This window comes from Devosia sp. MDV22-iso42, assembly GCF_058629155.1.
Window position 1 is genome coordinate 337,500 of sequence record NZ_JBZVWR010000007.1, and the last position, 22,703, is coordinate 360,202.

At 63.2% G+C, this 22,703-nt stretch carries 25 protein-coding genes; 2 read left to right on the forward strand and 23 right to left on the reverse strand.

Going from position 1 to position 22,703, the window contains the following annotated elements; all coding sequences use genetic code 11:
* Nucleotides 1–51: 51 nt before the first annotated feature.
* The 9 genes from flaF to AC4NN3_RS09140 form a co-directional block, all read right to left on the reverse strand.
* Nucleotides 52–426: a flagellar biosynthesis regulator FlaF gene (gene flaF, locus AC4NN3_RS09100; protein WP_491926777.1), complete on the reverse strand. Its 375-nt coding sequence runs from the start codon at nucleotides 424–426 to the stop codon at nucleotides 52–54.
* Complete coding sequence (gene flbT, locus AC4NN3_RS09105) at nucleotides 377–802, reverse strand: flagellar biosynthesis repressor FlbT (protein WP_491926778.1); 426 nt, start codon at nucleotides 800–802, stop codon at nucleotides 377–379. Before flbT ends, flaF begins: the two co-directional genes overlap by 50 nt.
* A 114-nt stretch (nucleotides 803–916) precedes the next feature.
* A complete protein-coding gene (locus AC4NN3_RS09110) occupies nucleotides 917–2,713 on the reverse strand; it encodes a flagellin N-terminal helical domain-containing protein (protein WP_491926779.1) in 1,797 nt (598 codons plus the stop codon).
* Between the two features lie 271 nt (nucleotides 2,714–2,984).
* Complete coding sequence (locus AC4NN3_RS09115) at nucleotides 2,985–4,781, reverse strand: flagellin N-terminal helical domain-containing protein (protein ID WP_491926780.1); 1,797 nt, start codon at nucleotides 4,779–4,781, stop codon at nucleotides 2,985–2,987.
* A 231-nt stretch (nucleotides 4,782–5,012) separates the two neighbouring features.
* Nucleotides 5,013–6,824: a flagellin N-terminal helical domain-containing protein gene (locus AC4NN3_RS09120; protein WP_491926781.1), complete on the reverse strand. Its 1,812-nt coding sequence runs from the start codon at nucleotides 6,822–6,824 to the stop codon at nucleotides 5,013–5,015.
* A 253-nt stretch (nucleotides 6,825–7,077) separates the two neighbouring features.
* Nucleotides 7,078–7,428, reverse strand: coding sequence for a hypothetical protein (locus tag AC4NN3_RS09125; RefSeq protein WP_491926782.1), 351 nt, complete (start codon nucleotides 7,426–7,428; stop codon nucleotides 7,078–7,080).
* Nucleotides 7,429–7,531: 103 nt separating this feature from the next.
* Nucleotides 7,532–7,999 (reverse strand): flagellar protein FlgN, encoded by a 468-nt coding sequence (locus AC4NN3_RS09130; protein WP_491926783.1) that lies wholly within the window; start codon nucleotides 7,997–7,999, stop codon nucleotides 7,532–7,534.
* Nucleotides 7,996–8,325 carry a rod-binding protein gene (locus tag AC4NN3_RS09135; protein ID WP_491926784.1) on the reverse strand — a complete coding sequence of 110 codons (330 nt, stop codon included), beginning with the start codon at nucleotides 8,323–8,325 and terminating at the stop codon, nucleotides 7,996–7,998. Before AC4NN3_RS09135 ends, AC4NN3_RS09130 begins: the two co-directional genes overlap by 4 nt.
* Entirely contained in the window at nucleotides 8,325–9,449 is a 1,125-nt protein-coding gene (locus tag AC4NN3_RS09140) for a flagellar basal body P-ring protein FlgI (RefSeq protein WP_491926785.1), read from the reverse strand. Before AC4NN3_RS09140 ends, AC4NN3_RS09135 begins: the two co-directional genes overlap by 1 nt.
* Nucleotides 9,450–9,696: 247 nt before the next feature.
* Here AC4NN3_RS09140 and AC4NN3_RS09145 point away from each other — a divergent pair, with 247 nt between their 5' ends.
* Together AC4NN3_RS09145 and dksA are read left to right on the forward strand one after the other, a co-directional pair.
* Nucleotides 9,697–10,116 carry a flagellar assembly protein FliX gene (locus tag AC4NN3_RS09145; RefSeq protein WP_491926786.1) on the forward strand — a complete coding sequence of 140 codons (420 nt, stop codon included), beginning with the start codon at nucleotides 9,697–9,699 and terminating at the stop codon, nucleotides 10,114–10,116.
* 150 nt (nucleotides 10,117–10,266) lie between these two features.
* A complete protein-coding gene (gene dksA, locus AC4NN3_RS09150) occupies nucleotides 10,267–10,686 on the forward strand; it encodes an RNA polymerase-binding protein DksA (RefSeq protein WP_193335323.1) in 420 nt (139 codons plus the stop codon).
* Between the two features lie 84 nt (nucleotides 10,687–10,770).
* Here the strand turns inward: dksA and arsH are convergent, their stop codons facing one another.
* The 14 genes from arsH to flgF form a co-directional block, all read right to left on the reverse strand.
* Entirely contained in the window at nucleotides 10,771–11,478 is a 708-nt protein-coding gene (gene arsH / locus AC4NN3_RS09155; RefSeq protein WP_491926787.1) for an arsenical resistance protein ArsH, read from the reverse strand.
* Nucleotides 11,471–11,893 (reverse strand): arsenate reductase (glutaredoxin), encoded by a 423-nt coding sequence (arsC, locus tag AC4NN3_RS09160; RefSeq protein ID WP_491926788.1) that lies wholly within the window; start codon nucleotides 11,891–11,893, stop codon nucleotides 11,471–11,473. Before arsC ends, arsH begins: the two co-directional genes overlap by 8 nt.
* Nucleotides 11,890–12,948 (reverse strand): ACR3 family arsenite efflux transporter, encoded by a 1,059-nt coding sequence (gene arsB / locus AC4NN3_RS09165; RefSeq protein ID WP_491926789.1) that lies wholly within the window; start codon nucleotides 12,946–12,948, stop codon nucleotides 11,890–11,892. Before arsB ends, arsC begins: the two co-directional genes overlap by 4 nt.
* Before the next feature lie 3 nt (nucleotides 12,949–12,951).
* Nucleotides 12,952–13,479: an arsenate reductase ArsC gene (locus tag AC4NN3_RS09170; RefSeq protein WP_491926790.1), complete on the reverse strand. Its 528-nt coding sequence runs from the start codon at nucleotides 13,477–13,479 to the stop codon at nucleotides 12,952–12,954.
* Nucleotides 13,472–13,828: an ArsR/SmtB family transcription factor gene (locus AC4NN3_RS09175; RefSeq protein WP_491926791.1), complete on the reverse strand. Its 357-nt coding sequence runs from the start codon at nucleotides 13,826–13,828 to the stop codon at nucleotides 13,472–13,474. The genes AC4NN3_RS09170 and AC4NN3_RS09175 overlap by 8 nt, the downstream gene beginning before the upstream one ends.
* Before the next feature lie 90 nt (nucleotides 13,829–13,918).
* Entirely contained in the window at nucleotides 13,919–14,338 is a 420-nt protein-coding gene (locus AC4NN3_RS09180; protein ID WP_491926792.1) for a curlin, read from the reverse strand.
* Nucleotides 14,339–14,456: 118 nt separating this feature from the next.
* Complete coding sequence (gene csgH / locus AC4NN3_RS09185; protein ID WP_491926793.1) at nucleotides 14,457–14,840, reverse strand: curli-like amyloid fiber formation chaperone CsgH; 384 nt, start codon at nucleotides 14,838–14,840, stop codon at nucleotides 14,457–14,459.
* Nucleotides 14,841–14,909: 69 nt separating this feature from the next.
* The gene (locus AC4NN3_RS09190) at nucleotides 14,910–15,341 is read right to left on the reverse strand and encodes a curlin (protein WP_491926794.1); all 432 of its coding nucleotides are present in this window, start codon (nucleotides 15,339–15,341) and stop codon (nucleotides 14,910–14,912) included.
* A gap of 96 nt (nucleotides 15,342–15,437) precedes the next feature.
* Nucleotides 15,438–17,045: an ABC-F family ATP-binding cassette domain-containing protein gene (locus AC4NN3_RS09195; protein ID WP_491926795.1), complete on the reverse strand. Its 1,608-nt coding sequence runs from the start codon at nucleotides 17,043–17,045 to the stop codon at nucleotides 15,438–15,440.
* A gap of 197 nt (nucleotides 17,046–17,242) precedes the next feature.
* Entirely contained in the window at nucleotides 17,243–18,733 is a 1,491-nt protein-coding gene (locus tag AC4NN3_RS09200) for a carboxypeptidase M32 (RefSeq protein ID WP_491926796.1), read from the reverse strand.
* Between the two features lie 553 nt (nucleotides 18,734–19,286).
* Nucleotides 19,287–20,024 (reverse strand): flagellar basal body L-ring protein FlgH, encoded by a 738-nt coding sequence (flgH, locus tag AC4NN3_RS09205; RefSeq protein WP_491926797.1) that lies wholly within the window; start codon nucleotides 20,022–20,024, stop codon nucleotides 19,287–19,289.
* Nucleotides 20,025–20,045: 21 nt separating this feature from the next.
* A complete protein-coding gene (gene flgA / locus AC4NN3_RS09210) occupies nucleotides 20,046–20,990 on the reverse strand; it encodes a flagellar basal body P-ring formation chaperone FlgA (protein WP_491926798.1) in 945 nt (314 codons plus the stop codon).
* Nucleotides 20,991–21,003: 13 nt separating this feature from the next.
* Nucleotides 21,004–21,789 (reverse strand): flagellar basal-body rod protein FlgG, encoded by a 786-nt coding sequence (flgG, locus tag AC4NN3_RS09215; RefSeq protein WP_193335335.1) that lies wholly within the window; start codon nucleotides 21,787–21,789, stop codon nucleotides 21,004–21,006.
* 15 nt (nucleotides 21,790–21,804) lie between these two features.
* Nucleotides 21,805–22,545, reverse strand: coding sequence for a flagellar basal-body rod protein FlgF (gene flgF, locus AC4NN3_RS09220; protein WP_491926799.1), 741 nt, complete (start codon nucleotides 22,543–22,545; stop codon nucleotides 21,805–21,807).
* Nucleotides 22,546–22,703 lie beyond the last annotated feature (158 nt).

Sequence of the window (22,703 nt, forward strand, 5' to 3'; positions counted from 1 at the left end):
ACAAGAACCCCCGCAGCGATGCGGGGGTTTTGCATTTTGACGTAGTCTGGATCAGGCGCCGCGCAGGCCGGTGGCGATCTGCCGGTTCAGACGCACCAGAATGTCGAGACGCTGCGGAGCGGGATCAGCCTCGAGCAGAATTTCACGGGTTTCGTTGAGGATGAACAGGCCCAGATTGGCAATGTTCTGGCGGATTTCCTGGGGCAGGAGGCTGTCTTCCTTGGTCACCGCCGCCATAAAGATGGTCCACAGCTTGCGATTGAAGGTCAGGGCGGTCTTGAGCTCGTCACGCGTGCCCGTCGCCCATTCATCCTTGACGCGCTGGATGCCGGCTGCGGCTTTCATCAACAGGGCGGATTCACGCTCGCGCGGGTTCTCAACTGCCTTGGTCGTCTGCTGGTAAGCGTGGGCGCCCTGCTGGTGCATGTTTCAAGAGATCCTGTTCATACTCAATCAGCCGATGCGCGGCCTTCAGAGCTTTGTAGAGAGCCCCGGTTAATATCTCGTTATTGATTTCATTGACTATTTCAGTGGCCGACGGGACAGCTGTCACGAACTCCTTGATGAGTCCGAAATAGGTCTCCTGCGTGGCACCGATATCGTCGTCGATATACATCAGTTGCACCGCCAGATAGATGCGCTTGGCGGGGGAGTTGGCCTTGGCCGGGGTCAGAATATCCTTTTCGCGCAGGATAGGCGACTTGCCGTCAATGAACAGCCGCGTGCGCTGGTCGGAATTGGTGATGATGCAATTGCCCACCAGCAGTCTCTCGCCGGGCTTGAGTTCAACCTTGAGCGCCATGGTACCGGTCTCCCAGATTCGGGTTCTATTCTTGACCTCTAGCGCGCCACACCGTTGAAAACAATCAAGTGAGGACGACGGCCGCTTTGGCCGCGTTTCACGCTTGCAGCGTGCTTAACGAAGCACCTGCAGTACCGACTGGTCGGCCTGGCTGGCGAGGGACAGCGAGTTGGACGACAGCTGCTGGCGGGTCTGCAGGGCCAACAGGGTTGCGGCCTCCGCATTCATGTCGGCGAGCGTCAGGTTGCCGGCACCCGTTTTGAGGGTATCAATCATCGCCCTGGTGAAATCCTGGCGGTTCTGCACGATAGACAGATTGGAGCCGAAGGTGGAGGCCTGGGTGCGAACCATATTGAGCGCCGCGGTCATGGCGCCCAGCAGTCCATCGATTGCCGTGTCATTGTCGAGCTGGCTGGGTTGCAGCGACGTCGGAACGCCCAGGCTGGATGCATTGATGGCCTGGCCATCCTCGGTCCGGATATCGATGAGGGAGGTGCCGGTCTCGTTGAAGGTTATGGTCAGGTTGTCGCCGCGCATCAGGTTGACGCCATTGAAGGACGCATCATCGGCCAGCTTGTCGAGCTGATCGCGCAGTTCATTGAATTGCTCGGCCAGGCTGGTGCGGACGGCATTACCCTTTACGGTGGATGTGCCCGCAGTGCCGTCCAGCTTGCCTGACGTCGCGTTCTTGCCTTCAATCATCAGGTCGGTGGTGGACTGGTTTTCAAGGCGCAGCTTGCCGCTATCGTTGGAGGCGCGAACCTTGCCCTGGAGCTCGGTGCTGGCATTGACGGCATTTACCATCTCATCGACGCTGCGCGCGAAAACGAGGTCGCCATTGGTTCCCGCCACAATCCGATTGGTGGGGTTGCCGAACAATCCGGCATCGGCACCACCGACCTGCAGCGCGCCGGCATCGTCGGCGATGGCGCGCAAAGCCAGCTTGCCACCGAGCTCCCGATAGGCCTCGAAGGTCCTGTCGTCACCCAACTGAGCATTGACGCTGGCGATTGCGGTGTCGAGATCGGCCCCGGTCGTGGTGTCCAGCCTGATCTTGTGGCCGTTGACGGTGAAGTCATGGGTGCCATTTGAGCCGGTGACGGCCAAGGGTACCTGGGTAGGAATAACAGAGTCGCCGAACATGCGATCATGCGTCGTGCCGCCGATCACGAATGCACCGTCAATCGTGCCCGTCGTTTCAAACTTGTAGTGGCCGGCGGGCGATTCCTTGAAGTCGATCTTGCCCGCATAGGCGGGCGATGCATCGACCAGGGCCTGAACCGCATCCCGCAGCTCGGTTGTGGTGCGGGCGGCGGGCGCAATGCTGATTGGCAGAACCGGGCCATCAGCGAACCGTAGTGACAGGTTAATCGCGCCAGAAGCTTCGGCGGGGCTCAATGCGCCAATGCCGCTGTCTGCCTGGTAGCTTGCCTTGGCAGCAGGCGCTGGCGCGGCGTAGCCAGCGTCCATCGCCTTGCTGTCGCCCTTGGCGGTTTTAACAAGGGCGATATCAACCGCGTTGGTTACTGCACCTCCCGAGAGCGTGAGTTTGCCCAAAGCAGGGTCATTGGCATTGATCTTGGCCAGAGACATCGATTCAGTACTGAACGACTTGTCCTGACGGGCCTGACGCAGGGTCGACTGCATTGACTCCAGGGTCTTGGCCGACAGGCCATTATCGGCGGCCTTGAGCGTCTGGATGCCGTTGGCCATGGAGTCCATCAGCGCATTGAGGTCGCTGGAGCGGTTGCTCAGGCCCGCCGCTGTGAACCAGTTACTCGGGTTATCAAGAGCCGAATTGACCTCGTTACCGGTAGACAGCCGGTTCTGGGCGACGGCCATCATGTCTGCCGTCCCCTTGAGAGCAAGGAGGTTGGAGCGGACTGCCTTGGACAGTGAAATATCTGCCATCTATTTCCCGAACCCAGCAGGCTGACAGGCCCAAATATTGTCGACGCCACCGTGGCGTCCTTCTGACGCTGTTCGTCAGTGTAGAGATCGCGGTACGAGCGAGACTGCTCGGTGTTAGTCGTTGGTGTCGCTCTGAATTTTCCCAGATGAGTAGTCTTAACGGGCGATTTGCGATTCGCAATGGCGGAGCCGGGTCCACCGCATTTGGCGGTGGGAAAGCAAAAAGGCGGGCCTGGGCCCGCCGTAATGCACTGTCGGACTGGTTGGCGGCTTAACGCAGCAGCTGCAGCACCGACTGATCGGCCTGGCTGGCCAGCGACAGCGAGTTGGACGACAGCTGCTGGCGGGTCTGCAGGGCCAGCAGGTTGGCGGCTTCCTCGTTCATGTCGGCAAGGGTGAGGTTGCCCGCACCGGTTTCGAGGGTGTCGATCATCGCGCGGGTGAAGTCCTGGCGGTTTTGCACGATAGACAGGTTGGAACCGAAGGTCGATGCCTGGGAACGCACCTCGTTGAGAGCGGCCTTCATGTCGTCCAGCAGACCATCGATGGTGGTATCGCTGTCGAGCTGCTTGGCCTGCAGCGAGGTTGGCACTCCAAGGTTGGCCGAGTTGATGGTCTTGGAGTCCTTGGTGTGGATGTCGATTGAGGACGTGCCGGTCTCGTTGAAGGTGATGGTGAGATTGTCGCCACGCATCAAGTTGATGCCGTTGAACGAGGCGTCATCGGCCAGCTTGTCGAGCTGGTCGCGCAGCTCGTTGAACTGTGAGGCCAGTCCGGTGCGGACAGAGTTACCCCTGACGGTCGAGGTGCCCGCCGTGCCATCGAGCTTACCAGAAGTGGTGTTCTTGCCGCCGATCACCATATCGGTGGTGGACTGGTTTTCGAGGCGCAGCTTGCCGTTGTCGTTGGAGGCGCGAACCTTGCCGACGAGGCTGGTATTGGCGTTGATCACGCTGACCAGATCGTCGACGGTGCGGGCGAAGTTCAGGCCAGCCTTGTCAGTGCCTGCGGCGGCGCCATTTGTCAGGGTGCCGAAGAGCTTGGCATCCGAACCGCCGACCGTCAGCGTGCCCGCCTCGTCTGCTACGGCACGCAGGCCGAGCTTGCCGGCATCGCTGTAGGCTTGGAACTTGGAGTCCGTACCCAGCTGGGTGTTGACACTGGCGATAGCGGTGGCCAAGTCGGCACCGGTCACCGATGTCAGGCTGACGGCCTTGCCATTGACGGTGAAGCTGGTGATGCCGTCGGTCCCGGCCACGAGTGTCGGAGTGGCGCCGAAAGTGGTTGTCGCATCGGTGCCAGACACTGTCACGTCGCCGTCGCCGGTGGCAACCGCTTCAATCTTGAGAAGCCCCGCGGCCTCCGTAACAATAACCTTGCCGGCGAGGTCGCTGGCGGCGATCTGGCCGTTGATCGCGGCAACGAGTTCGGTGTTGGTGTCACGCGTCGCATCGGACGCTAGGTTGATGGCGGACGTCTTGCCACCAAAGCTGATGTCGAAGACGCGTGCGTTTTCTGAGGTGCCGACGCCCGCGGTCGCGTCATAGGTGATTGCCGTGCCGGTGCTTAGCACGCTTGACTTAACAGGGGTACCCGTCGGTGCGACATAGGGAAGAGTGGTCGAGAGAGCCTTGCCGGTGCCGGTCTTGATCAGATCGATATCGATCTGGCTGCCAACGGCGCCGCCGGAGACGCTCAGCTTGCCGAGGGTGGGGCTGTTGGGGTTGATTGCGTCGAGCGTAAGAGACTCGGTGTTGAATGACTTGTCCTGACGCGCCTGGCGCAGCGTCGACTGCATCGATTCGAGGGTCTTGGTCATGGCCGAAAGGCCATTATCCGCGGCCTTGAGGGTCTGGATGCCATTGGCCATGGAATCCATGAGGGCATTCAGATCACTCGACCGGTTGGTCAGGCCCTTGGCGGTGAACCAGTTGCTCGGATTATCAAGGGCCGAATTGACCTTGTTGCCGGTGGAGAGCCGGTTCTGGGCGGTCGCCATCATGTCGGCCGTGCCCTGCAGCGCAAGAAGATTCGACCGGACGGCCTTTGAGAGTGAAATATCTGACATCTATGCGATCCTTGCCCTGGGCCCGTCGCGGCCCCGTTGCAATATGGTTAACAGCAACTTTATTAATGGGGTGTTAACCGAGGCCGCCAATGTCAGGGAAAGCAAATTAAGTTCGCATCAATCTCCCTTAACAGATGATGCCGAATTGGTGTGATGCCGGGTCGGGCGCAATAGGAAGGGGCGGACCTTGCGGTCCGCCCCTTCTCAATAAAGCTCAGTTATTTCTGAAGCTTAACGGATCAGCTGGAGAACCGACTGGTCCTGCTGGCTGGCCAGCGAGAGCGAGTTGGAAGCCAGCGACTGACGGGTCTGAAGCGCCAGCAGATTGGCGGCTTCCGAGTTCATGTCAGCCAGGGTCAGGTTGCCAGCGCCATCCTGGAGGGTGCTGATCATCGAGTTGGTGAAGTCCTGACGGCCCTGCACGATCGAAAGATTCGAACCAAAGCTCGAAGCCTGCGAACGCACGTCGTTGAGGGCGGTCTTCAGCTTGCTCAGCTCGGCATCGATGTTGGTGTCGCTGTCGAGGTCCTTGGCTTCGATGGTGGTGGCCACGCCGAGGTTTGCGGAGTTGACTGTCTTGCCTTCCTTGGCCTGGATGTCGATCGAGGACGTCCCGGTTTCGTTGAAGGTGATGGCCAGCTTGTCGCCACGGAGCAGGTTGATACCGTTGAAGGAGGCATCGTCAGCCAGCTTGTCCAGCTGATCGCGCAGTTCGTTGAACTGATCGGCCAGGCCGGTGCGGACGGAGTTGCCCTTGATGGTCGACGTACCAGTCGAACCATCGAGTTCGCCCGAAGTGGCGTTCTTACCCGTGATCTTCAAGTCCTGGGTGGACTGGTTTTCAAGGCGCAGCTTGCCGTTGTCGTTGGAGGCACGCACCTTGCCATCAAGGTTGGCATTGGCGTTGATCACGCTGACCAGATCATCGACGCTACGGGCGAAGTTCAGGCCAGTCTTGTCGGCGCCAGTAGCGACGCCGGCGGTGAGGGTGCCAAACAGCTTGGCATCTGAGCCACCGACGCTCAGTGTACCAGCCTCGTCGGATACTGCACGCAGGCCGAGCTTGCCTGCATCGCTGTAGGCCTGGAACTTGGAGTCGGCACCGAGCTGCGTGTTGACTGACTCAATGGCGTGAGCCAGCGTGTCACCCGAGGTAGTGCCGGTGGCAGCACTGGTGAGTTCGACGGCCTTGCCATTGACGGTGAAGGTCGTCTTGCCGTCGGTGCCGGCAACGGAAGTCGGAGTTGCACCGAAAGTGGTAGTCGCGTCCGTGCCGGATACCGTCACGTCGCCGTCACCGGTGTCAACCGCCTCAATCTTGAGAAGGCCGGTTGCTTCGGTGACGATTACCTTGCCGGCCAGGTCGCTTGCAGCGATCTGTGCGTTCAGCTCGGTAACCAGTTTAGTGTTGGTGTCACGGGTCGCATCGGAGGCCAGGTTGATGCTGGCTGTCTTGCCGCCAAAGGCGATGTCGAAGACGCGGGCGTTTTCGGAGGTGCCGACGCCGGCAGTCGCGTCATAGGTGATTGCGGTGCCGGTGCTGAGCACGCTGGACTTCACAGCGGTGCCGGTTGGTGCGACGTAAGCCGCAGCGGTCGAGATGGCCTTGCCGGTGCCGGTCTTGGTCAGATCGATATCGATCTGGCTGCCGACGGCGCCGCCGGAGACGCTCAGCTTGCCGAGGGTCGGGCTGTTGGGATTGATCGTGTCAAGCGTCAGCGATTCAGTGTTGAACGACTTGTCCTGGCGAGCCTGACGCAGGGTCGACTGCATCGATTCAAGGGTCTTGGTCATGGCCGAGAGGCCATTGTCCGCAGCCTTGAGGGTCTGGATGCCGTTAGCCATGCCGTCGAGGAGCTGGTTGAGATCGCCAGCGCGGTTGTTGAGGCCCTTGGCGGTGAACCAGTTGCTCGGATTGTCGAGAGCCGAGTTGACCTTGTTGCCGGTGGAGAGGCGGTTCTGCGTCTCAGCCATCATCGAGGCAGTCGATGTCAGCGAATTAAGGTTGGCGCGAACGGCTTTCGAGAGAGAAATATCAGCCATAGTACTGGTCCTTTTCTAGGAGTACTCAAAACAACGCCTCTTTCTGAGGCATCCCCACAATCATCCGGCAGCCTCTAAAGAAGCGTTAAATGGACGCTGAAATTTTGGGCAAATTCCAACAAGGTTATCTTCTCGCTGAAATGCAAAAAGCCCCGGAGGCCGGGGCTTTGCGAGGGAGCGCCGCGTGGCGCCAGTCATGGTTTGTTAAGGAAGCCGGCAAGGGCAGTGCGCGTGGCGCATGCCGACAGCCGGCTCAGGCGATCAGGTCCTTGAGCCGGGCCTGGGACTCCTCGGGAATGGTACTGGCGCCGATGCGGATGATCAGTTGTTCCATGGTCTGGGGCGTGGGCGACAGGGCGCCCGCAATGACCGCAGCGGCAAAGGTAGAGGTGCGATCGCGATCCGGCGGGCTCGGCCTGACGTCTTCGCTGGGCTGTCGATCGGACTTGGGAAACTGGCCGCCATTACTGGCTGTCGAGGACTTTTCGATGCTCGGCGTGCTGTCGGCCAGAATCGGCCGCTCGCCGGCGGCTGGCCGCTGGCGAACTTCCGGTAGCGCGAGTGACCCCGACAAGCCGGCGTGGGGCATTACTGGACTGATCATGACGCTATCCTCGCATCAACAAAATGCCATCGGATAGCGTTGCGACAAATGTTCTTAGAATCGATTACTTGGTTTGCTTAAAGTTGAGTCAAAATAGTCCGAGTCAAAGGGCGCGGTTGACTGCGATCCCGCGCGCGGAATTGGCGGGGTCTGCTGTTATCGTGCCGGCACGACCATAGGCCTTGGCCTTGTCCTGCTGGCCGACAATGCGGGCGACGTCGGTCAGGATGTCCTCGGTGACGGTGCGGGCGGTGGCCAGGACGCGCAAGTTCTCGGCCATCTGTGTCGCCAGCGCCTCGTGCCCGTGCCGCAGACGGTCGATGGCCTGGGGCGCCTCGCGCTTGAGCCGCTCGGTCTGGCGCTGCACGGCGCGGGCGAAGCCGACATAGTCCTGCGCCAACCGCGCCTTGTCTGGCGTCAGCACGCTGGCCTGGCGCAGATGGCCGGCGCGCAGCAGGGTGGTTTCTTGGTTCATGACGTTGACCAGGGCGGCCAAAGCGGTTTCCGCCATCTGGCACAGCTCACTGGCAGGCAGATTGTCGAGGGCGGCGAGGCGGGCTGCAGCGGTCATTTATAGGCTCCGGGCGTCGGCATGATCTTGTTCTGGTTATTGGCCGCTTCCTGCATGGCGAGCAGGTCGGGCAGCAATTGTTCGGCAATACCCAGACCGCCATTCTGGGCCATGGTGTCGGCGATCTGTTCGGCCTGCATCGAGCGCCAGGTGTCCTCGCCAAAGCCGCCGCCCATGGCCGACTGGTCGGTCTTGATGGAGGAGAACAGCTGCTTGGTCAGGGTATTGAGGAAGACACCCTCAAATTCCTCGGCCTGCTGGCGGACCTTGGCAATCTGGCCGGGGGTGAGGCTGGAGACGGTGCGGCCGATGGTGAGCGGATCCATCAGATCACCTCGATTTCGGCCTGCAGGGCGCCAGTGGCCTTGATGGCCTGCAGGATGGCGATCAGGTCGCGGGGTGAAATGCCCAAGGCGTTGAGGCCGTCCACCAGTTGCTGCAGCGTGACGGAATCATCGACGACGGCGAGCGCCGTTTCCGAGAGGTTGGCATTGATCTGGGTATTGGGCTCGACGGCGGTCTGGGCCGTGGTCAGGGGGTTGGGCTGCACCACGGTGGGGTTTTCCGCGATGGTGACGGTGAGGTTGGACTGCGCAACGGCAACGCTGGAGACGCGCACATCCTTGCCCATGACAATGATGCCGGAATTCTCGTCGATGACGATCTTGGCGGTCTGGTCGGTCTCGACCATCAGCTGCTCGATATCGGTCAGCAGGTCGACAATATTGCCGTTGAAGCCCGGCGGAATGGTCACGCGCACGGTCGCGGGGTCTTCGGGTGTGGCGGTGGGGGCGCCGATGAAGTCGTTGACGGCCATGGCGATGCGGCGGGCCGTGGTCAGGTCCGGGTTGCGCAAAGCCAGTCGCAGCGAGGTCTGGGCGCCGAGGTGGAAGTCGATCTCGCGCTCGATCAGGGCGCCAGAGGCAATGCGGCCGGTGGTGGGGACGCCAGAGACAATGCTGGCGGCATCGCCGCCGGCGCTGAAGCCGTTGATCAGCACCGGCCCCTGGGCAATGGCGTAAACCTCGCCGTCGGCCGCCAGCAGGGGCGTGACCAGCAGGGTGCCGCCCTGCAGGCTGTCGCTGTCGCCCAAAGCGGCCACCGACACGTCAAGGCGCGTACCCTGCGTGCCGAAGGCGGGCAGGTTGGCGGTGACCATGACGGCGGCGACATTGGCGGTGCGGACATTCTCGCCGGCAGTATTGACCCCCAGGCGCTCCAGCATGGATTGCAGCGACTGCTTGGTGAAGGGTGCATTGTTCAGGCTGTCGCCGGTGCCGTTGAGGCCGACGACGAGACCGTATCCGACCAGCTGGTTGTCGCGCACGCCTTCGAAGCTGACGATATCCTTGATCCGGGCAGCCGCGGCATGGGCCGGGACGGTCGGGAGCAGCGCCACGGCGGCGTAGAGCGCCGCCCCGATCAATCTTGGTATCAGTGTTCTGGTCATGCTGGTCCCCGGATCTTGGCCGCACCATCCCCATGGCGTGGCATTCGGGTACTGCATTGCGAAAACTGTGCCAGTTCGCTATCGTCAATCTATCTATTTGATATTAAACGTTGATATTGAGAATATGGGGTTGCGGGTGGCGCGGGGTGACGGTCAGTGAGCAATTCTTGCCGGGTTCGTTAAGGCCTTGTTAAGGGGTTGCGGCAGATTTTGCCGATACGTCATCGACATGATTTGAGTCCAGCCGTTGCGCATAGACACTAGTAATCGCACTTCGGGCGTCGGCAAGAGCGGTTCTTCGGGCCGTTCCGGCGCCCGTGCGGACTTTGTGCCAGCGGGGACGGACGGCCCGTCTCGGATGGCCGGTTCGGCGCCGGTGGCCGGCACGACCGGCATCGAGGCGATCCTGGCACTGCAGGCGGTGGACGGACCGCTCGAGGGCAAAAAGAAGGCCCTGCGACGGGGGCGGACGTTGCTCGACGCGCTTGATGACATCAAGGCCGATCTGCTGGTCGGACAGGTGAGTGCGGAGCGCCTCGACGCCTTGAGCGCCATGCTGGGCCAGGTGCGCGAACGTGGCGATCCGGCGCTCGACGCCGTGCTTGACGACATCGATCTGCGGGTCCGGGTGGAACTCGCCAAGCTCGGCCGCTATCCGGCGGTTTGAGCGCAGTCATCAAAATGTTGTCGATGATCGGCTATGCGCCTGACGCGCAGGCAATTTTGCATATTAAGCACAGCGAATTTGGACGCTTGCGAGGGTCGCCAAGCACGCATATAACGCGCGCTCAGGGGCACATTGGAGTTGAGTCTGCCGATGACTTCGATTGCAGAAGTAGTGGAATACCGGCCCAGTGACGACGAGCCGTTCATGAACCCGCGCCAGCGCGAATATTTTCGCGGCAAGCTGAATGCGTGGAAGGAAGATATCCTGCGCGAAAGCCGGGAGACGCTGGACAGCCTGCAGGAAGAGAACCAGAACCATCCGGACATGGCCGACCGCGCCAGTTCGGAAAGCGACCGGTCGCTCGAACTGCGGACGCGCGACCGCCAGCGCAAGCTGATTTCCAAGATCGATGCTGCGCTCAAGCGCATCGAGGATGGCAGCTACGGCTATTGCGAGGAGACCGGCGACCCGATCGGCCTGGCGCGGCTGGATGCTCGACCGATTGCCACACTGAGCCTGGAAGCCCAGGAAATGCATGAGCGTCGCGAAAAGGTCTATCGCGACGAATAGAGAGCAACGAGATTTTCAGGGGCCCGCAGCGATGCGGGCCTTTTTGGGTGGGCCAGTCTCCCCGCGGTTCAGACCTGATCAGGGCTATGCCTTGGCGGCATCGACGACCGACTGTTGCTTTTCGGCTGCCTGCTTGCGCTCGCTGTAGCGCGAGGTCAGGTAATCGGCGATGCCGCGATTGACGAGGGTGAACTTGACCAGTTCCTCCATCACATCGACCACGCGATCATAATAGGACGAGGGCTTCATGCGCCCGGCTTCGTCAAATTCCTGAAATGCCTTGGCCACCGAGGACTGGTTGGGAATGGTGACCATGCGCATCCAGCGCCCCAGAATGCGCATCTGATTGACGGCGTTGAACGATTGCGAGCCGCCGGAAACCTGCATGACGGCCAGGGTGCGGCCCTGCGTGGGCCTGATCGAGCCGCCGGGCAGGGGGATCCAGTCGATCTGCGCCTTGAGCACGGCACTCATGGCACCGTGTCGCTCCGGGCTGGTCCAGACCTGACCTTCCGACCACAGCATCAGTTCACGCAGCTCGACCACCTTGGGATGGGTGTCGGGCGCGTCATTGGGCAGCGGCAGGCCATTGGCGTGGAAGATTTTTACTTCCGCGCCAAAGGCTTCGAGCAGGTGCTGCGCTTCGAATGTCAAAAAGCGGCTATAGGAGCGCTCGCGCAGCGAGCCATAGAGCATCAGGATGCGCGGCTTGTGACCGATGGGGCGGTCGGCGAGCTGGGACAGGTCGGGGATGGCGAAGGCGGCGTCGTGGATATTGGGCAGATCAGACAAGACGCCGGCCTTCGGAGTCGATGATGACTTCCCCGTCTTCCTTGGTGAAGGGGCCGATTTCGGGGTTTTCCAGGATATCGAGGACCAGCTCGGACGGACGGCACAGGCGCACGCCGCGCGGCGTCTCGACAAAGGGCCGGTTGATCAGGATGGGATGGGTCAGCATGGCGTCGCGCAGGGTGTCATCGGACAGTGCGGGATTGTCGAGGCCAAGGTCGGCGTAGGGCGTGTCCTTCTGGCGGATCGCCTGACGCACGGTGAGGCCGGCATCGGCGATCAGCTGCTGCAGGCGCGGACGGCTGGGCGGGCTGGTGCGGTAGTCGATGACAACTGGCTCGACGCCGGACTGGCGGATTATCGCCAGGGTGTTGCGCGAGGTGCCGCATTCGGGATTGTGGTAGATGGTGACGGTCATTGGGCCGGCTTTTCCTTGGGGTTCTGGGCGGCATTGGCGTCAAAGGCCGTGCGCGTCCGGTTGGCCAGCGCGACCAGCGAGAGCATGACGGGCACTTCCACCAGCACGCCGACCACGGTGGCCAGGGCCGCTGCGGATGACAGGCCATAGAGGCTGATGGCGACGGCCACCGCCAGCTCGAAGAAGTTGGATGTGCCGATCATGGCGCAGGGGGCGGCAATGCGATGCGGGATGCGCAGGGCCCAGGCGGCGCCGTAGGCAATGGCGAAGATGCCATAAGACTGGATCAGCAGGGGCACGGCGATCAGGGCGATGATCAGCGGCTGGGCGAGGATGACATTGCCCTGGAAGCCGAACAGCAGCACCACCGTGGCGATCAGGCCGCTCATGGAAGCGGGCTTGAGCCGGGCGATGAAGGCGTCGAGGCGCGTCGAGGCGCCGTCGGCACCCAGCAGCAGGCGACGGGTCAGGATGCCGGCGGCGAGCGGCACCACGATATAGAGCAGGACCGAGAGGATGAGGGTTTCCCACGGCACGGCAATGTCGGTGACGCCCAGCAGCAGGGCGACGATCGGCGCATAGGCAAAGACCATGACGACGTCGTTGAGGCTGACCTGGACCAGGGTATAATTGGCGTCGCCGCGGATCATCTGCGACCAGACAAAGACCATGGCAGTACAGGGCGCGGCGCCGAGCAGGATCAGCCCGGCAATATAGCCATCGGCATCGGCCGGCGGGATCCAGGCGGCGAAGACGCCCTTGAAGAAGATCACGCCCAGCAGCGCCATGGTGAAGGGCTTGATCAGCCAGTTGACGACCAGCGTGACCACGAGGCCCCTGGGTTCCTCGGCAATGCGATGCAGGCTGCCGAAATCCACCGCGATCATCATGGGGTAGACCATGGCCCAGATCAGGATGGCGACGGGCAGGTTGACCTGGGCGATTTCGAGGGCGGCGAGGCCAGCGAAAACGCCCGGCACGACCTGGCCCAAGCCGATGCCGGCAATAATGGCCAGGAGCACCCAGACCGAGAGATAGCGTTCAAAGATGGACATGGATCAGGCCACGCTGGCGGGTTTGCTGGTGGAGCCTTCCATGGCGCCGATATCCTTGAGCCTGGCCTTGAGCGCCAGCCGGTCGATCGAGGCATGGGGCAGACTGGCAAAGGCCATGATGCGGTTGCGCATGAAGCGCATAGCGTCCTCAAAGGCGGCGCGCTGCTTGAATTCGGGGCCGGAAACCGCTGCCGGGTCACTGATGCCCCAATGGGCGGTCATGGGGTGGCCGGGCCAGATCGGGCAGGTTTCGCCGGCGGCGTCGTCGCAGACGGTGAAGATGAAATCCATGACCGGGGCATCGGGCCCGGCGAATTCGTCCCAGGGCTTGGAGCGCAGGCCATCGGTGGCGATGCCGGCCTTGGCGAGGGTTTCAAGGGTCATCGGGTTTACGTCGGGCTTGGGGTGCGAGCCGGCCGAAAAGGCGTGGAAGCGCTTGTCGGCGAGATGGTTCATGATGGCCTCGCCCAGGATGGAGCGGGCCGAATTGCCGGTGCACAGGAACAGGACGTTATAGACACGCTCAGACATGGTGCGCCTCCTTGGGGGTGCAGCAGGGGGTGATATCGGCGATGAGGGGATTGCAGAGTTCCGGGCGGCCGCCACAGCAGTCCTGCACGAGGAAATTGGCGATTTCGCGCACCCGCTCCAGCACGGCGCGGTAGACGATGGTGCGGCCCTGGCGCTCGGCCTCGATCAGGCCGGCGCGGGTCAGGATGGCCAGATGGGTCGACATGGTATTCTGCGGCACATCGAGCTGGCGGGCGATCTCGCCAGCGGGGAGGCCGTCAGGCTCCTGGGCCATGATGAGCCGAAACGCGTCGAGGCGAGTAGCCTGCGAGAGCGCGGTGAAGACATCAAGGGCACGAATTGATTCCATATATCGAGATTTATCGATATGAATGGCTGTTGTAAAGGCCAGAGCAGGACGAGGCCGGCTGACCTCGTCCTGTGGCGCGCCTGCTGGTGATCAGAAGCCGAACACGGTGGTGATGCCCGACTGGTTATCGCCAAACTGGCCGCACTGGCCCTGGCTGTTATTGCCGAACTGGAAGAGAGCGCAATTGTTGTTGTCGCCGCGCTGGTCGATGGCGCCCTGGTGGCCATTGCCATCCTGCACGATCAGGCCGGTATTGTTGCGGCCCTGCTGGTTGAAGCCGGCGCTGTTGAAGTTGCCGTTCTGCCGCACGGTGGCGCCGGGTTCGGATACGCCGTTGACCAAAGCGAGCGCCAAGAGCCCGAGGCCGAGAACCTGCTGCTCCTGAGCGCCCTGCGGCGCAAAGTTGAAGCTGAACTGGCCGCCCGCCATGGCGGGTGTCGACAGGCTGGCGACGCTGATGACCAGGGCTGTGGCAGCGGTGGCAAGGGTCTTGATGAAGGTGGCGGGCATGGCAGGTCCTCCTGGTGGCGTTGCTGTGCGGCTGATGATGGCAGGTTAGGCCCGGGTGGCTGAACCGGCTCGGAGCGCGACGTTCATTTGCCGTTCAGCCACCGGGCGGTGCCCTCAATCAGGTGAAGCGGGCGCCGGGCTGGGTGCAGTCGATGGTCTTTCCATCCAGGGTGATCGAGAAATCAACGCTGTAGCGCGCATCCTCCGCGATCATCATCTGGCCGATGGCAATAGTCTGGTTGGCCGGGACGGTGAACCTGCCGCCCTGGCTGATGCTCGAGGAATTGCCGCCGCCCCGGCTTTCCATGGCCAGGCGGTAGTCGCCGCTGGCCGGTTTGGGGCTGGTGACCATGGCCTCGATGGTGCGCATGCCGTTCTGGCTATGCTCGACAATTTCGCACTGCACGGCGCTGCCATCGGGGCCGGCCAGGCCGGCCGTTGCGGCAAGAGCAGCCAGGCCCAGGCCGACAAGCAGGGGCAGGGCGCGGGTAAGCTTGGTCATTGGCGTTACTCCTTGAAGTGGCGGTGGTTGCAGATGACGGAAGGCTAGTACCGCTTCCGCAGGCGGGGATTAGTCGCAGACCTGCACGAAGGCGGTGACATTGCCCGAGCCGCCCTGCACGACATTGGCGTTGCAGCCATTGCCGACCTGTACGCCAGCAGTGATGTTGCCATTGCCGTCCTGGCTGACGACGGCATTATGGTTGTTGCCGAACTGGCCGATGCCGGCGGCGTTGCGGTTGCCGCGCTGGATGGTTTCGGCGCGGTTGTAATTGCCCTGCTGGCCGATGGCGCCGATATTGCGATCGCCGGTCTGGCGACCGGTGGCGGTGTTCCAGTTGCCGCGCTGCTGCACGCCGATGCGGTTTAACCAGCCGGTCTGGCTGCCGCCGGCGCTCTGGCTGAAGCCATACTGGTTGATGAAGACATCATTGGCCATGGTGGGCACGGCGCTGACGGCGATGAGGGCGGCGATCGCGGTGGTGATGATGGTGCGCTTCATGGTGGCTCTCCTGGATGGCTGCGCTCCCGGCGAAGCGCTTCTTGCCGATAACCCAGAGATAGATCCGTGCCGCCGAACCGGGCCTGAACCCGCAATTCAGCCTGGGTTCAGCATTGGGGTAGCGCCCAAGGTGATGCTGCGGGTGATGCCGATGGCGTCGAGAAAGGCCGCGTCATGGCTGACCACCAGCAGGGCGCCGTCATAGCCGCGCAGCCCGGCTTCGACCTGGGCAATGGCGTCGATGTCGAGGTGATTGGTCGGTTCGTCCAGGATCAGCAGTTGCGGCGGGGCATTGCCGCCAATGGTGCAGGCGAGGCCCGCGCGCAGGGTTTCGCCCCCGCTGAGCGTGCCAACCGATTGCAGCGCCGCATCGGCGCGGAACATGAAGCGGGCCAGAGCCGAGCGGCAGGTATTCTCGTCAGCCGCGGGATTGAGGACGCGAAAATTGTCGCGAATGCTGAGGGTCGGATCGAGCAGGCTGACGGTCTGGTCGAGCAGGGCAAAGGGGACGTGGATGCGGGCGGCGCCGGACAGGGGCATCAGGTCGCCGGTGAGCAGGCGCAACAGGCTGGTCTTGCCCGAGCCATTGGGGCCGGTGAGGGCGACGCGTTCGGGGCCGGCCAGATGCAGGGAGAAGTCGCGAATGACCGGATTGGCGCGGTCGGGGCCGCCGCTGAGCGTGTCGGCCTGCAGCACGGTGCGGCCCTTGGGTAGGCCAGTAGATGTCAAGGTCACGGTCAAGGGCGTCAGCACTTCCACCTTGGCCCGGGCGGCGTTGGCGGCCGCGTCGGCATCACCGCGCAGCCGGCTGGCCAGGCGCGCGCCCTCGCCACTGGTATTTTCGGCATTCTCCTTCATGCCGCCCAGCATGATCTTGGGTATGTCGCCGCGTGCCGCCTTGCGCTTGCCGGCGCCGTCCTTGCGCGCCTTCTTCTCGGCCACGGCCTGCAGCTTGCGGTCGATCTCGGCAACCTTGCGTTCGCTGGTGGCCAGATCGTGCTCGGCCGCGGCCAGCTCCAATGCCTTGCGTTCAGCATAGAGATCCCAGTTACCGCCATAGCTGCGGGCGCCCAGGCTGGTCAGTTCGACGATGGCGTCCATTTCGCGCAGCAGGGCGCGGTCATGGCTGACGACGATGGCGGCGCCGCGCCAGGACCGGAGCAGGTCGGCCACCGCCTGGCGGCCATCGGCGTCGAGATTGTTGGTGGGTTCATCGAGCAGGATGATGTCGGGCTGGGCCAGGATCAGTCGGGCCAGCGCCAGGCGGGTGCGCTGGCCGCCGCTCAGCGTTTCGAGGCGCCGCTCGGGGGCGAGTTGGGGCAGGCCGACCTGATGCAGGGCCGCCTCCATGCGGCCGGGCAGCGACCAGTCCGCGGCGCCGGCGTCGTCGATGGTGCCCAGACCTTGTTCGAGCCGGTCGAGCAAAGCCAGGCCGGCGGCGACGCCGAGCTGTTCGCCAATGGATAGGTCCTCCGCCACCTGCACGGACTGCTCCAGCATGCCGATTGATCCGGCAAGGGTAACCGATCCGGCGGCAGGGGGGACAAGTCCGGCAATGAGACGGAGCAAGGTGGATTTGCCTGTGCCGTTACGGCCGATCAGGCCGGTGCGGCCGGGGCCGAAGGAGAGCTCGAGATCGGTGAAAAGCGGCTGGTTATCGGGCGTGGACCAGGAGAACTGGTGCAGGGAAACGGATGCGGGCATGGACGGATTCCAGATGAGCGATGCGGGTGAGGCAGTCGGTCATCGTGCAATCCATTGGGTACCGTCCGGTCAGTGCTGCGTGTGGTGGGGAAAATAGGGAAGGCGGCTGAGATGTCAAGTTTGGGGCGACCAGCCCATGGGCCCCACCTGCAATCCATCTCCCTGATGGGGACTGCAGGTGGGTGACGGGCTTGCAGCTAGGCCAGATAGCGCCGCTTGAGGTGCGCCTTGAAGATGTCGGCGTTGAGCGGCTGACCGGTCGCTTTGGTGATCAGCTCGGGGGTCGACCAGCGCGAGCCCTGGCTCCAGATGTTGTCGGCGCGCCACTGGTTGACGCCGGTGAAATCGCCCTTGGCGATGTCGCTGCGCAGGCTGGGCTGGGCCTGTTCGAGGGTGGCCCATTGCTGGGCGGCGATCATGGCGCCCAGCGTATAGGAGGGGAAATAGCCAAAGGCGCCGCCCGGCCAATGCACGTCCTGCATCGGGCCGTCCTTGGGATCGTTGATGGTGGAAATGCCGAGATAGTCGGTCATCTTGGCGTCCCAGGCCTGCGGGATCTGGCTGGCCTCAAGCGTGCCATTGACCAGGTCCTGCTCCAGTTCGTAGCGCAGGATGACGTGCAGTGGGTAGGTGACCTCGTCGGCATCGACGCGGATATAGCCACGCTCGACGAAATTGACCTCGTTGAGCACGTCGGCGACTTCCCAGCCGGGAATGGCATCGGGCCCCAGATGCTGATGCACCAAGGGCAGAGCGAAGTGCCAGAATTCGGGGCTGCGGGCGAGCTGCATCTCGACGAACAGGCTCTGGCTTTCATGGATGCCCATGCCGCGGGCCTTGCCGAGCGGCCAGTGCGACCATTCCTTGGGCAGGCCCTGCTCGTAGAGGGCGTGGCCGGTTTCGTGCAGTACGCCCATCAGGGAGCTCAGAAACTCGTCGGTGCGGTAGCGGGTCGTCATGCGCACGTCGGTCGGCACGCCGCCGCAGAAGGGGTGGTGCGAGACGGCGAGCGAGCCATGGGTGAAGTCGAAGCCGACGGCGCGCATGGCGGCCAGGCCCAGTTCGCGCTGCTTTTCGATCGGATAGGGGGCGTTCAGGGTCTTGCGCGGGCGTTTGGCGAGGCGGGCCTCCTGGGCGGCCAGGGCTTCGGGCACGAAGCCCTTGAGGAAGTTCTTGAGGTCGGCAAAGAGCGGGTCGAGCTCGGCGGTGCGGTTGCCAGGATCATACTGGTCCATCAGCGCGTCATAGGGGGCGAGGCCCGTCGCGTCGGCGCGCAGCTGGGCCTCCTCGCGCACCAGCGTGATGACGCCTTCAAGGGCGGGCAGGAAGCTGTCCCAATCGCCCCTGGCGCGCAGCTCGCGCCAGAGCTGTTCTGAGCGCATGGTGGCAGCCGTCTTGCGCTCGACGAATTCGGTGGGCAGGCAGGTGGCGCTGACATATTGGCGTTTGAACTCGGCGATTGCCAGACGCTGGTCCTCGCTTTCGGGCCGGGCGGCCTCGATCCAGTCGGCGATCTCGGGCGCGGTGGCCTGGGCGTGATACATGCCGGCCAGATTGGCCATGGCCTCGGCGCGCTTCTCGCCGCCGCCAACGGCCATATGGGTGGCCTCGTCGGCTCCCAGAATGGACAGAGCGTGCTCGAGGGATTCAAGCTTGCGGCCAAGGTCGTCGAGTTTTTGGAAAGACACGGGGCAGACTCCGGAAAGATCAGGCCAAGGTGTTCCATAGCCCGCGCCGGGGAGCAAGCATGCCAAGGCCCCGCCTGAATGCGGTTGTCACAGTGCGGACGGACCCCGAGGCGGCTTTCGCCTCTGGTAAATTTAAAAATGAGACGGAAACCGCCTCGGGGTGCCGGTTTTTGGAACTGTTCGGTCCTAGGGGTCGCTCGCCCTGTCGCAACCGAAGCGTGGAACCTGTGGAAGAGGCAAAACCTCCACCCGGCTCACCCCACCACTGTTCGCCTGCAGGCCGCCCATGCGGGGTGATGCGGGCAGTATGGCACGGGGTGAAGGGGCGGGGATAAGCGGGAGTGGATTTTCCGATGCCAGAAAGGGAAGAGGCGCAGCCGGGGACTGCGCCGGGTTCTCATCTAAAAGGATGAGGCGCAGACCGGGGGGACTGCGCCTCGGGGAGGCCGGTTCGGTTCTGGAAGCGGCCGGGGCAGGGTCTTCTGACCACTGCCGGGGAGCCTGGCTGCACCATTGGGGGAATGCGCAGCCAGGAATGGGAAGGGGAAACCGGCTAGAAGGGCAGGATGGCGTCCATCACCTGCTGGCCGTAGCGGGGCTGCTGGACATCGGTGATCTGGCCGCGGCCGCCGTAAGCGATGCGGGCTTCGGCGATCTTGGAGGAGGGAATGGTATTGTTGGCCTGGATATCGGAGGGACGGACAATGCCGGCCACGACCAGGTCGCGCACTTCGAAGTTCACGCGCACTTCCTGATGGCCCTCGATGACCAGGTTGCCGTTGGGCAGGACCTGGGTGACGATGGCGGCAACCGAGGTCTGCAGGCTTTCCGAGCGGTTGACCGAACCCTTGCCGGTATTGGCCATGCCGGAGTTGAAGTCGACGGCATCGGTCGTGTCGATGGTGCCGGCCGAGGCGGTGTCGACGATGCCGCCCAGAATGCCGCCCATGCCGGCCGAATTGGTGGAGTTGCGGCTCGACTGGGTGGTGTTGGCGATCTTGGCGCTGTCATTGACCGTGACGATGACGGTGACAATGTCGCCGATGCGGTGGGCGCGCTCGTCCTTGAAGAAGCCCTTGGCCGAGGTGCGATAGAGCGAATTGGCCTGGTAGGTATCGGCAATGGCCTGCGGCATGGGCATGTTGACCGGCTGGTAGCCGGCGGTGGTGGTGGGGTCGACGATGGGGCTGAGGGCCGGGGCGTTGCCGACATTGGCCAGGCGATCGACAGTGCTGCAACCGGCCAAGGCCAGGGTCAGCGTCAGGAGGGTTGCGAGCTTGCGAATGGTCATTTTGGTTTCTCCCGAGAGCTTTTAGAGGCCGGCCAGAGCGAGCGGTTCGGCGCTCACTTCAACGGCACCGGCGGCGATGGCAGTGGCGCTGATGACGCGCCGGGACATGAGGTTGAGCACCTGGAGCGGGGCTCCGAGGGTGGCGCCGGTGACTGCCTGGCCCTTGACGGTCAGCGTCATGGGGCCGCGGCGGAAATAGATGGTGACGGCGTCGTTCTTGGCGATGGTCAGGGGGGTGCTGAGATCGGCAGGCTTGAGCATCATGCCTTCGCGACTCTGACGGCTGAGCGCCTTGCCGACAATGTCTTGCAGCCGGGCGACGCCGCTGGCCTCGGCAAAGCGCAGCGGCACCGGCCGCATGACGATGTTGTCGGGGGTCAGGATGGTGCCGGCGGCGGTGTTGGCGACCAGGTGCGGCGCGTCGATCATCAGCTCGATCGAGCCGGAGAGATCGAGCGGCTGGTCGAAGCCGGCAATGGCAAAGCGGGCGGTGAACGTTCCGTTGCCCGGCGCATAGCGCAGACTGGTGAGGCTTGCGGGGGTGTCGACAGCTGCAGCGTTGAGCGCGGTGAAGGCCGTGGCGAACTGGGTATTGGCGCTCATGCCAGCGGTGAGAATACCGCGATCGGCGAGGTCGGCGCGGATCAGTTCGGCCAGCTCGGCCTGGCTGATGATGGTGGCGGCGCGGCTGACGCGGATACTGTCGAGGCCGCGCGTCTCGAAGGCATCAATGCCGATACGGGCGGCCGCAGCCTGGATGTCGCGCAGGGTGACATTGCCGGTGGTGCCAGGCTTGGGCGCCCGGAACAGGGCGTCTTCGGCGGCCAGACCGGGCTCATCGAACATGTCGCCGACGGTGATGACGCCGGCGGTGACGGTGATGTCGCCCTTGAGCGCGGGGGCGGCCAAGGCGGTGGCGCCGAGCAGCAGCAGGGTGAGCGTGGCGAAAGCGGCGCGGATGATCATCTGGACTGCTCCCTTAACGCAGCTGGCTGGTGGCTTGCATCATCTCGTCAGCGCCGGAGATGACGCGGGCGTTCATCTCGTAGGCACGCTGGGCAGCGATGAGGTCGGCGATTTCGGTGACCGAGTTGACGTTGGACATTTCGAGATAGCCCTGCATCAGATTGCCGGTGCCGTCGGCATTGGGCACGCCGATCTGGGCGGGGCCGCTGGCCGGGGTGTCCATGAACAAGTTGTCGCCCAGCGATTCCAGGCCCGACTTGTTGACGAAGCGGGCGAGCTGGAGCTGGCCGAGCTGGACCGGTGTGCTGTCGGTGCCGACATAGGCCGAGATGATGCCATCCTGGGAAATGGCGACCGAGGTAGCGTCACCCGGAATGGTGATGCCCGGATCGATGGGGTAGCCGTTGGAGGTGACCAGTTCGCCATCGGGTGAGCGCTCGAAGGAGCCGTCGCGGGTATAGGCGGTGCGCCCGTCGGGCATCTGCACGCCGAAGAAGCCTTCGCCGCGAATGGCGACGTCGAGCTCGCCCTCGGTCATGTTGACGCTGCCCTGGCTCATGATGCGCGGGGTGGAGACGGTACGCACGCCCGAGCCGATCTCGACGCCGGCCGGAATGACCGAGCCGGTGGCCGAACTCTGCGAGCCGGCGCGGTTGATCTGCTGGTATAGCAGATCCTCGAATTCGGCACGGGCGCGCTTGTAGCCAGTGGTGCGCATATTGGCGATATTGTTGGAGATGACTTCAACGTTGCGTTCCTGGGCGCTCATGCCGGTCGACGCGATATAGAGAGCTTTCATGGCCGGTCCTCAGGTTCAGGCGTTGGCGTCGCCAAGACGCTGGATGGCAGAACGGCGCAGTTCGTCCTGCTTGGTGGCCAGCGAAGCGGCCGATTCATAGGCGCGCTGCACGCGGATCATGTCGGCCATCTGGGTGACGCCGGAGACGTTGGATTTTTCGATGAAGCCCTGCATGACGCCGGTGCTGGTGGCGGCCACCGGGGTGCCGCCGGCCCATAGATTGCTGCCGTCGCGCGTCAGGGCCTGGGGATTGTCGAACTCGACGAGGCGCAGGCTGCCCTTGGCGCCCGCACTGGAGCTGACCGTGCCGTCCTTGCCGATCAGGATGCCGGTTTCTTCCGGACCGAACTTGATCGGGCCGCCTTCGCCGAGCACGGGATTGCCATTGGCGTCGACCAGGGTGCCGCCGGCGTCAAGCTGGAAGGCGCCGGACTTGGTCCAGCGCTCGCCGGCCGGGGTCTGCACGGCAAAGAAGCCGTCGCCATTGAGCGCCACGTCCAGCTCGCTGCCGGTCTGCACCATGGCGCCGCCCGAGAGATCATGAATGGTGGCCCAATCCTGCACATAGCTCAGCGGCTGATCGCCGGACTGGAAATCCCGGTCGCGAGCCACCGGCATGACAAATTCTTCGAACAGCAGGTCTTCGGCCTTGAAGCCGGTCGTGTTGATGTTGGCCATATTGTTGGCCACGACATCCATCTGCCGCTGCAGCGCGATTTGCCGGCTCAGGCCTATCAGTTGCGCATTTTCGATCATTGCTGATCCCCGGTGTTAACATCCCCGAGACCGCCTGCTTCCCCAAGCCGATGGTCTCGCCTTTTACCTTGCAGAAACCATGCCAACCCGGAAATTTTAATAAAATCATATAGATAGACGTATCGATGGATGCGTCTTGCTGCGTCATGCTGGACAAG

What these genes read in the sequence shown, in the direction of transcription:
- flaF (WP_491926777.1), bottom strand. Translation starts at nt 426, where the DNA reads ATGCACCAGCAGGGCGCCCACGCTTACCAGCAGACGACCAAGGCAGTT.
- flbT (WP_491926778.1), bottom strand. Translation starts at nt 802, where the DNA reads ATGGCGCTCAAGGTTGAACTCAAGCCCGGCGAGAGACTGCTGGTGGGC.
- AC4NN3_RS09110 (WP_491926779.1), bottom strand. Translation starts at nt 2,713, where the DNA reads ATGGCAGATATTTCACTGTCCAAGGCAGTCCGCTCCAACCTCCTTGCT.
- AC4NN3_RS09115 (WP_491926780.1), bottom strand. Translation starts at nt 4,781, where the DNA reads ATGTCAGATATTTCACTCTCAAAGGCCGTCCGGTCGAATCTTCTTGCG.
- AC4NN3_RS09120 (WP_491926781.1), bottom strand. Translation starts at nt 6,824, where the DNA reads ATGGCTGATATTTCTCTCTCGAAAGCCGTTCGCGCCAACCTTAATTCG.
- AC4NN3_RS09125 (WP_491926782.1), bottom strand. Translation starts at nt 7,428, where the DNA reads ATGATCAGTCCAGTAATGCCCCACGCCGGCTTGTCGGGGTCACTCGCG.
- AC4NN3_RS09130 (WP_491926783.1), bottom strand. Translation starts at nt 7,999, where the DNA reads ATGACCGCTGCAGCCCGCCTCGCCGCCCTCGACAATCTGCCTGCCAGT.
- AC4NN3_RS09135 (WP_491926784.1), bottom strand. Translation starts at nt 8,325, where the DNA reads ATGGATCCGCTCACCATCGGCCGCACCGTCTCCAGCCTCACCCCCGGC.
- AC4NN3_RS09140 (WP_491926785.1), bottom strand. Translation starts at nt 9,449, where the DNA reads ATGACCAGAACACTGATACCAAGATTGATCGGGGCGGCGCTCTACGCC.
- dksA (WP_193335323.1), top strand. Translation starts at nt 10,267, where the DNA reads ATGACTTCGATTGCAGAAGTAGTGGAATACCGGCCCAGTGACGACGAG.
- arsC (WP_491926788.1), bottom strand. Translation starts at nt 11,893, where the DNA reads ATGACCGTCACCATCTACCACAATCCCGAATGCGGCACCTCGCGCAAC.
- arsB (WP_491926789.1), bottom strand. Translation starts at nt 12,948, where the DNA reads ATGTCCATCTTTGAACGCTATCTCTCGGTCTGGGTGCTCCTGGCCATT.
- AC4NN3_RS09170 (WP_491926790.1), bottom strand. Translation starts at nt 13,479, where the DNA reads ATGTCTGAGCGTGTCTATAACGTCCTGTTCCTGTGCACCGGCAATTCG.
- AC4NN3_RS09175 (WP_491926791.1), bottom strand. Translation starts at nt 13,828, where the DNA reads ATGGAATCAATTCGTGCCCTTGATGTCTTCACCGCGCTCTCGCAGGCT.
- AC4NN3_RS09180 (WP_491926792.1), bottom strand. Translation starts at nt 14,338, where the DNA reads ATGCCCGCCACCTTCATCAAGACCCTTGCCACCGCTGCCACAGCCCTG.
- csgH (WP_491926793.1), bottom strand. Translation starts at nt 14,840, where the DNA reads ATGACCAAGCTTACCCGCGCCCTGCCCCTGCTTGTCGGCCTGGGCCTG.
- AC4NN3_RS09190 (WP_491926794.1), bottom strand. Translation starts at nt 15,341, where the DNA reads ATGAAGCGCACCATCATCACCACCGCGATCGCCGCCCTCATCGCCGTC.
- AC4NN3_RS09195 (WP_491926795.1), bottom strand. Translation starts at nt 17,045, where the DNA reads ATGCCCGCATCCGTTTCCCTGCACCAGTTCTCCTGGTCCACGCCCGAT.
- flgH (WP_491926797.1), bottom strand. Translation starts at nt 20,024, where the DNA reads ATGACCATTCGCAAGCTCGCAACCCTCCTGACGCTGACCCTGGCCTTG.
- flgA (WP_491926798.1), bottom strand. Translation starts at nt 20,990, where the DNA reads ATGATCATCCGCGCCGCTTTCGCCACGCTCACCCTGCTGCTGCTCGGC.
- flgG (WP_193335335.1), bottom strand. Translation starts at nt 21,789, where the DNA reads ATGAAAGCTCTCTATATCGCGTCGACCGGCATGAGCGCCCAGGAACGC.
- flgF (WP_491926799.1), bottom strand. Translation starts at nt 22,545, where the DNA reads ATGATCGAAAATGCGCAACTGATAGGCCTGAGCCGGCAAATCGCGCTG.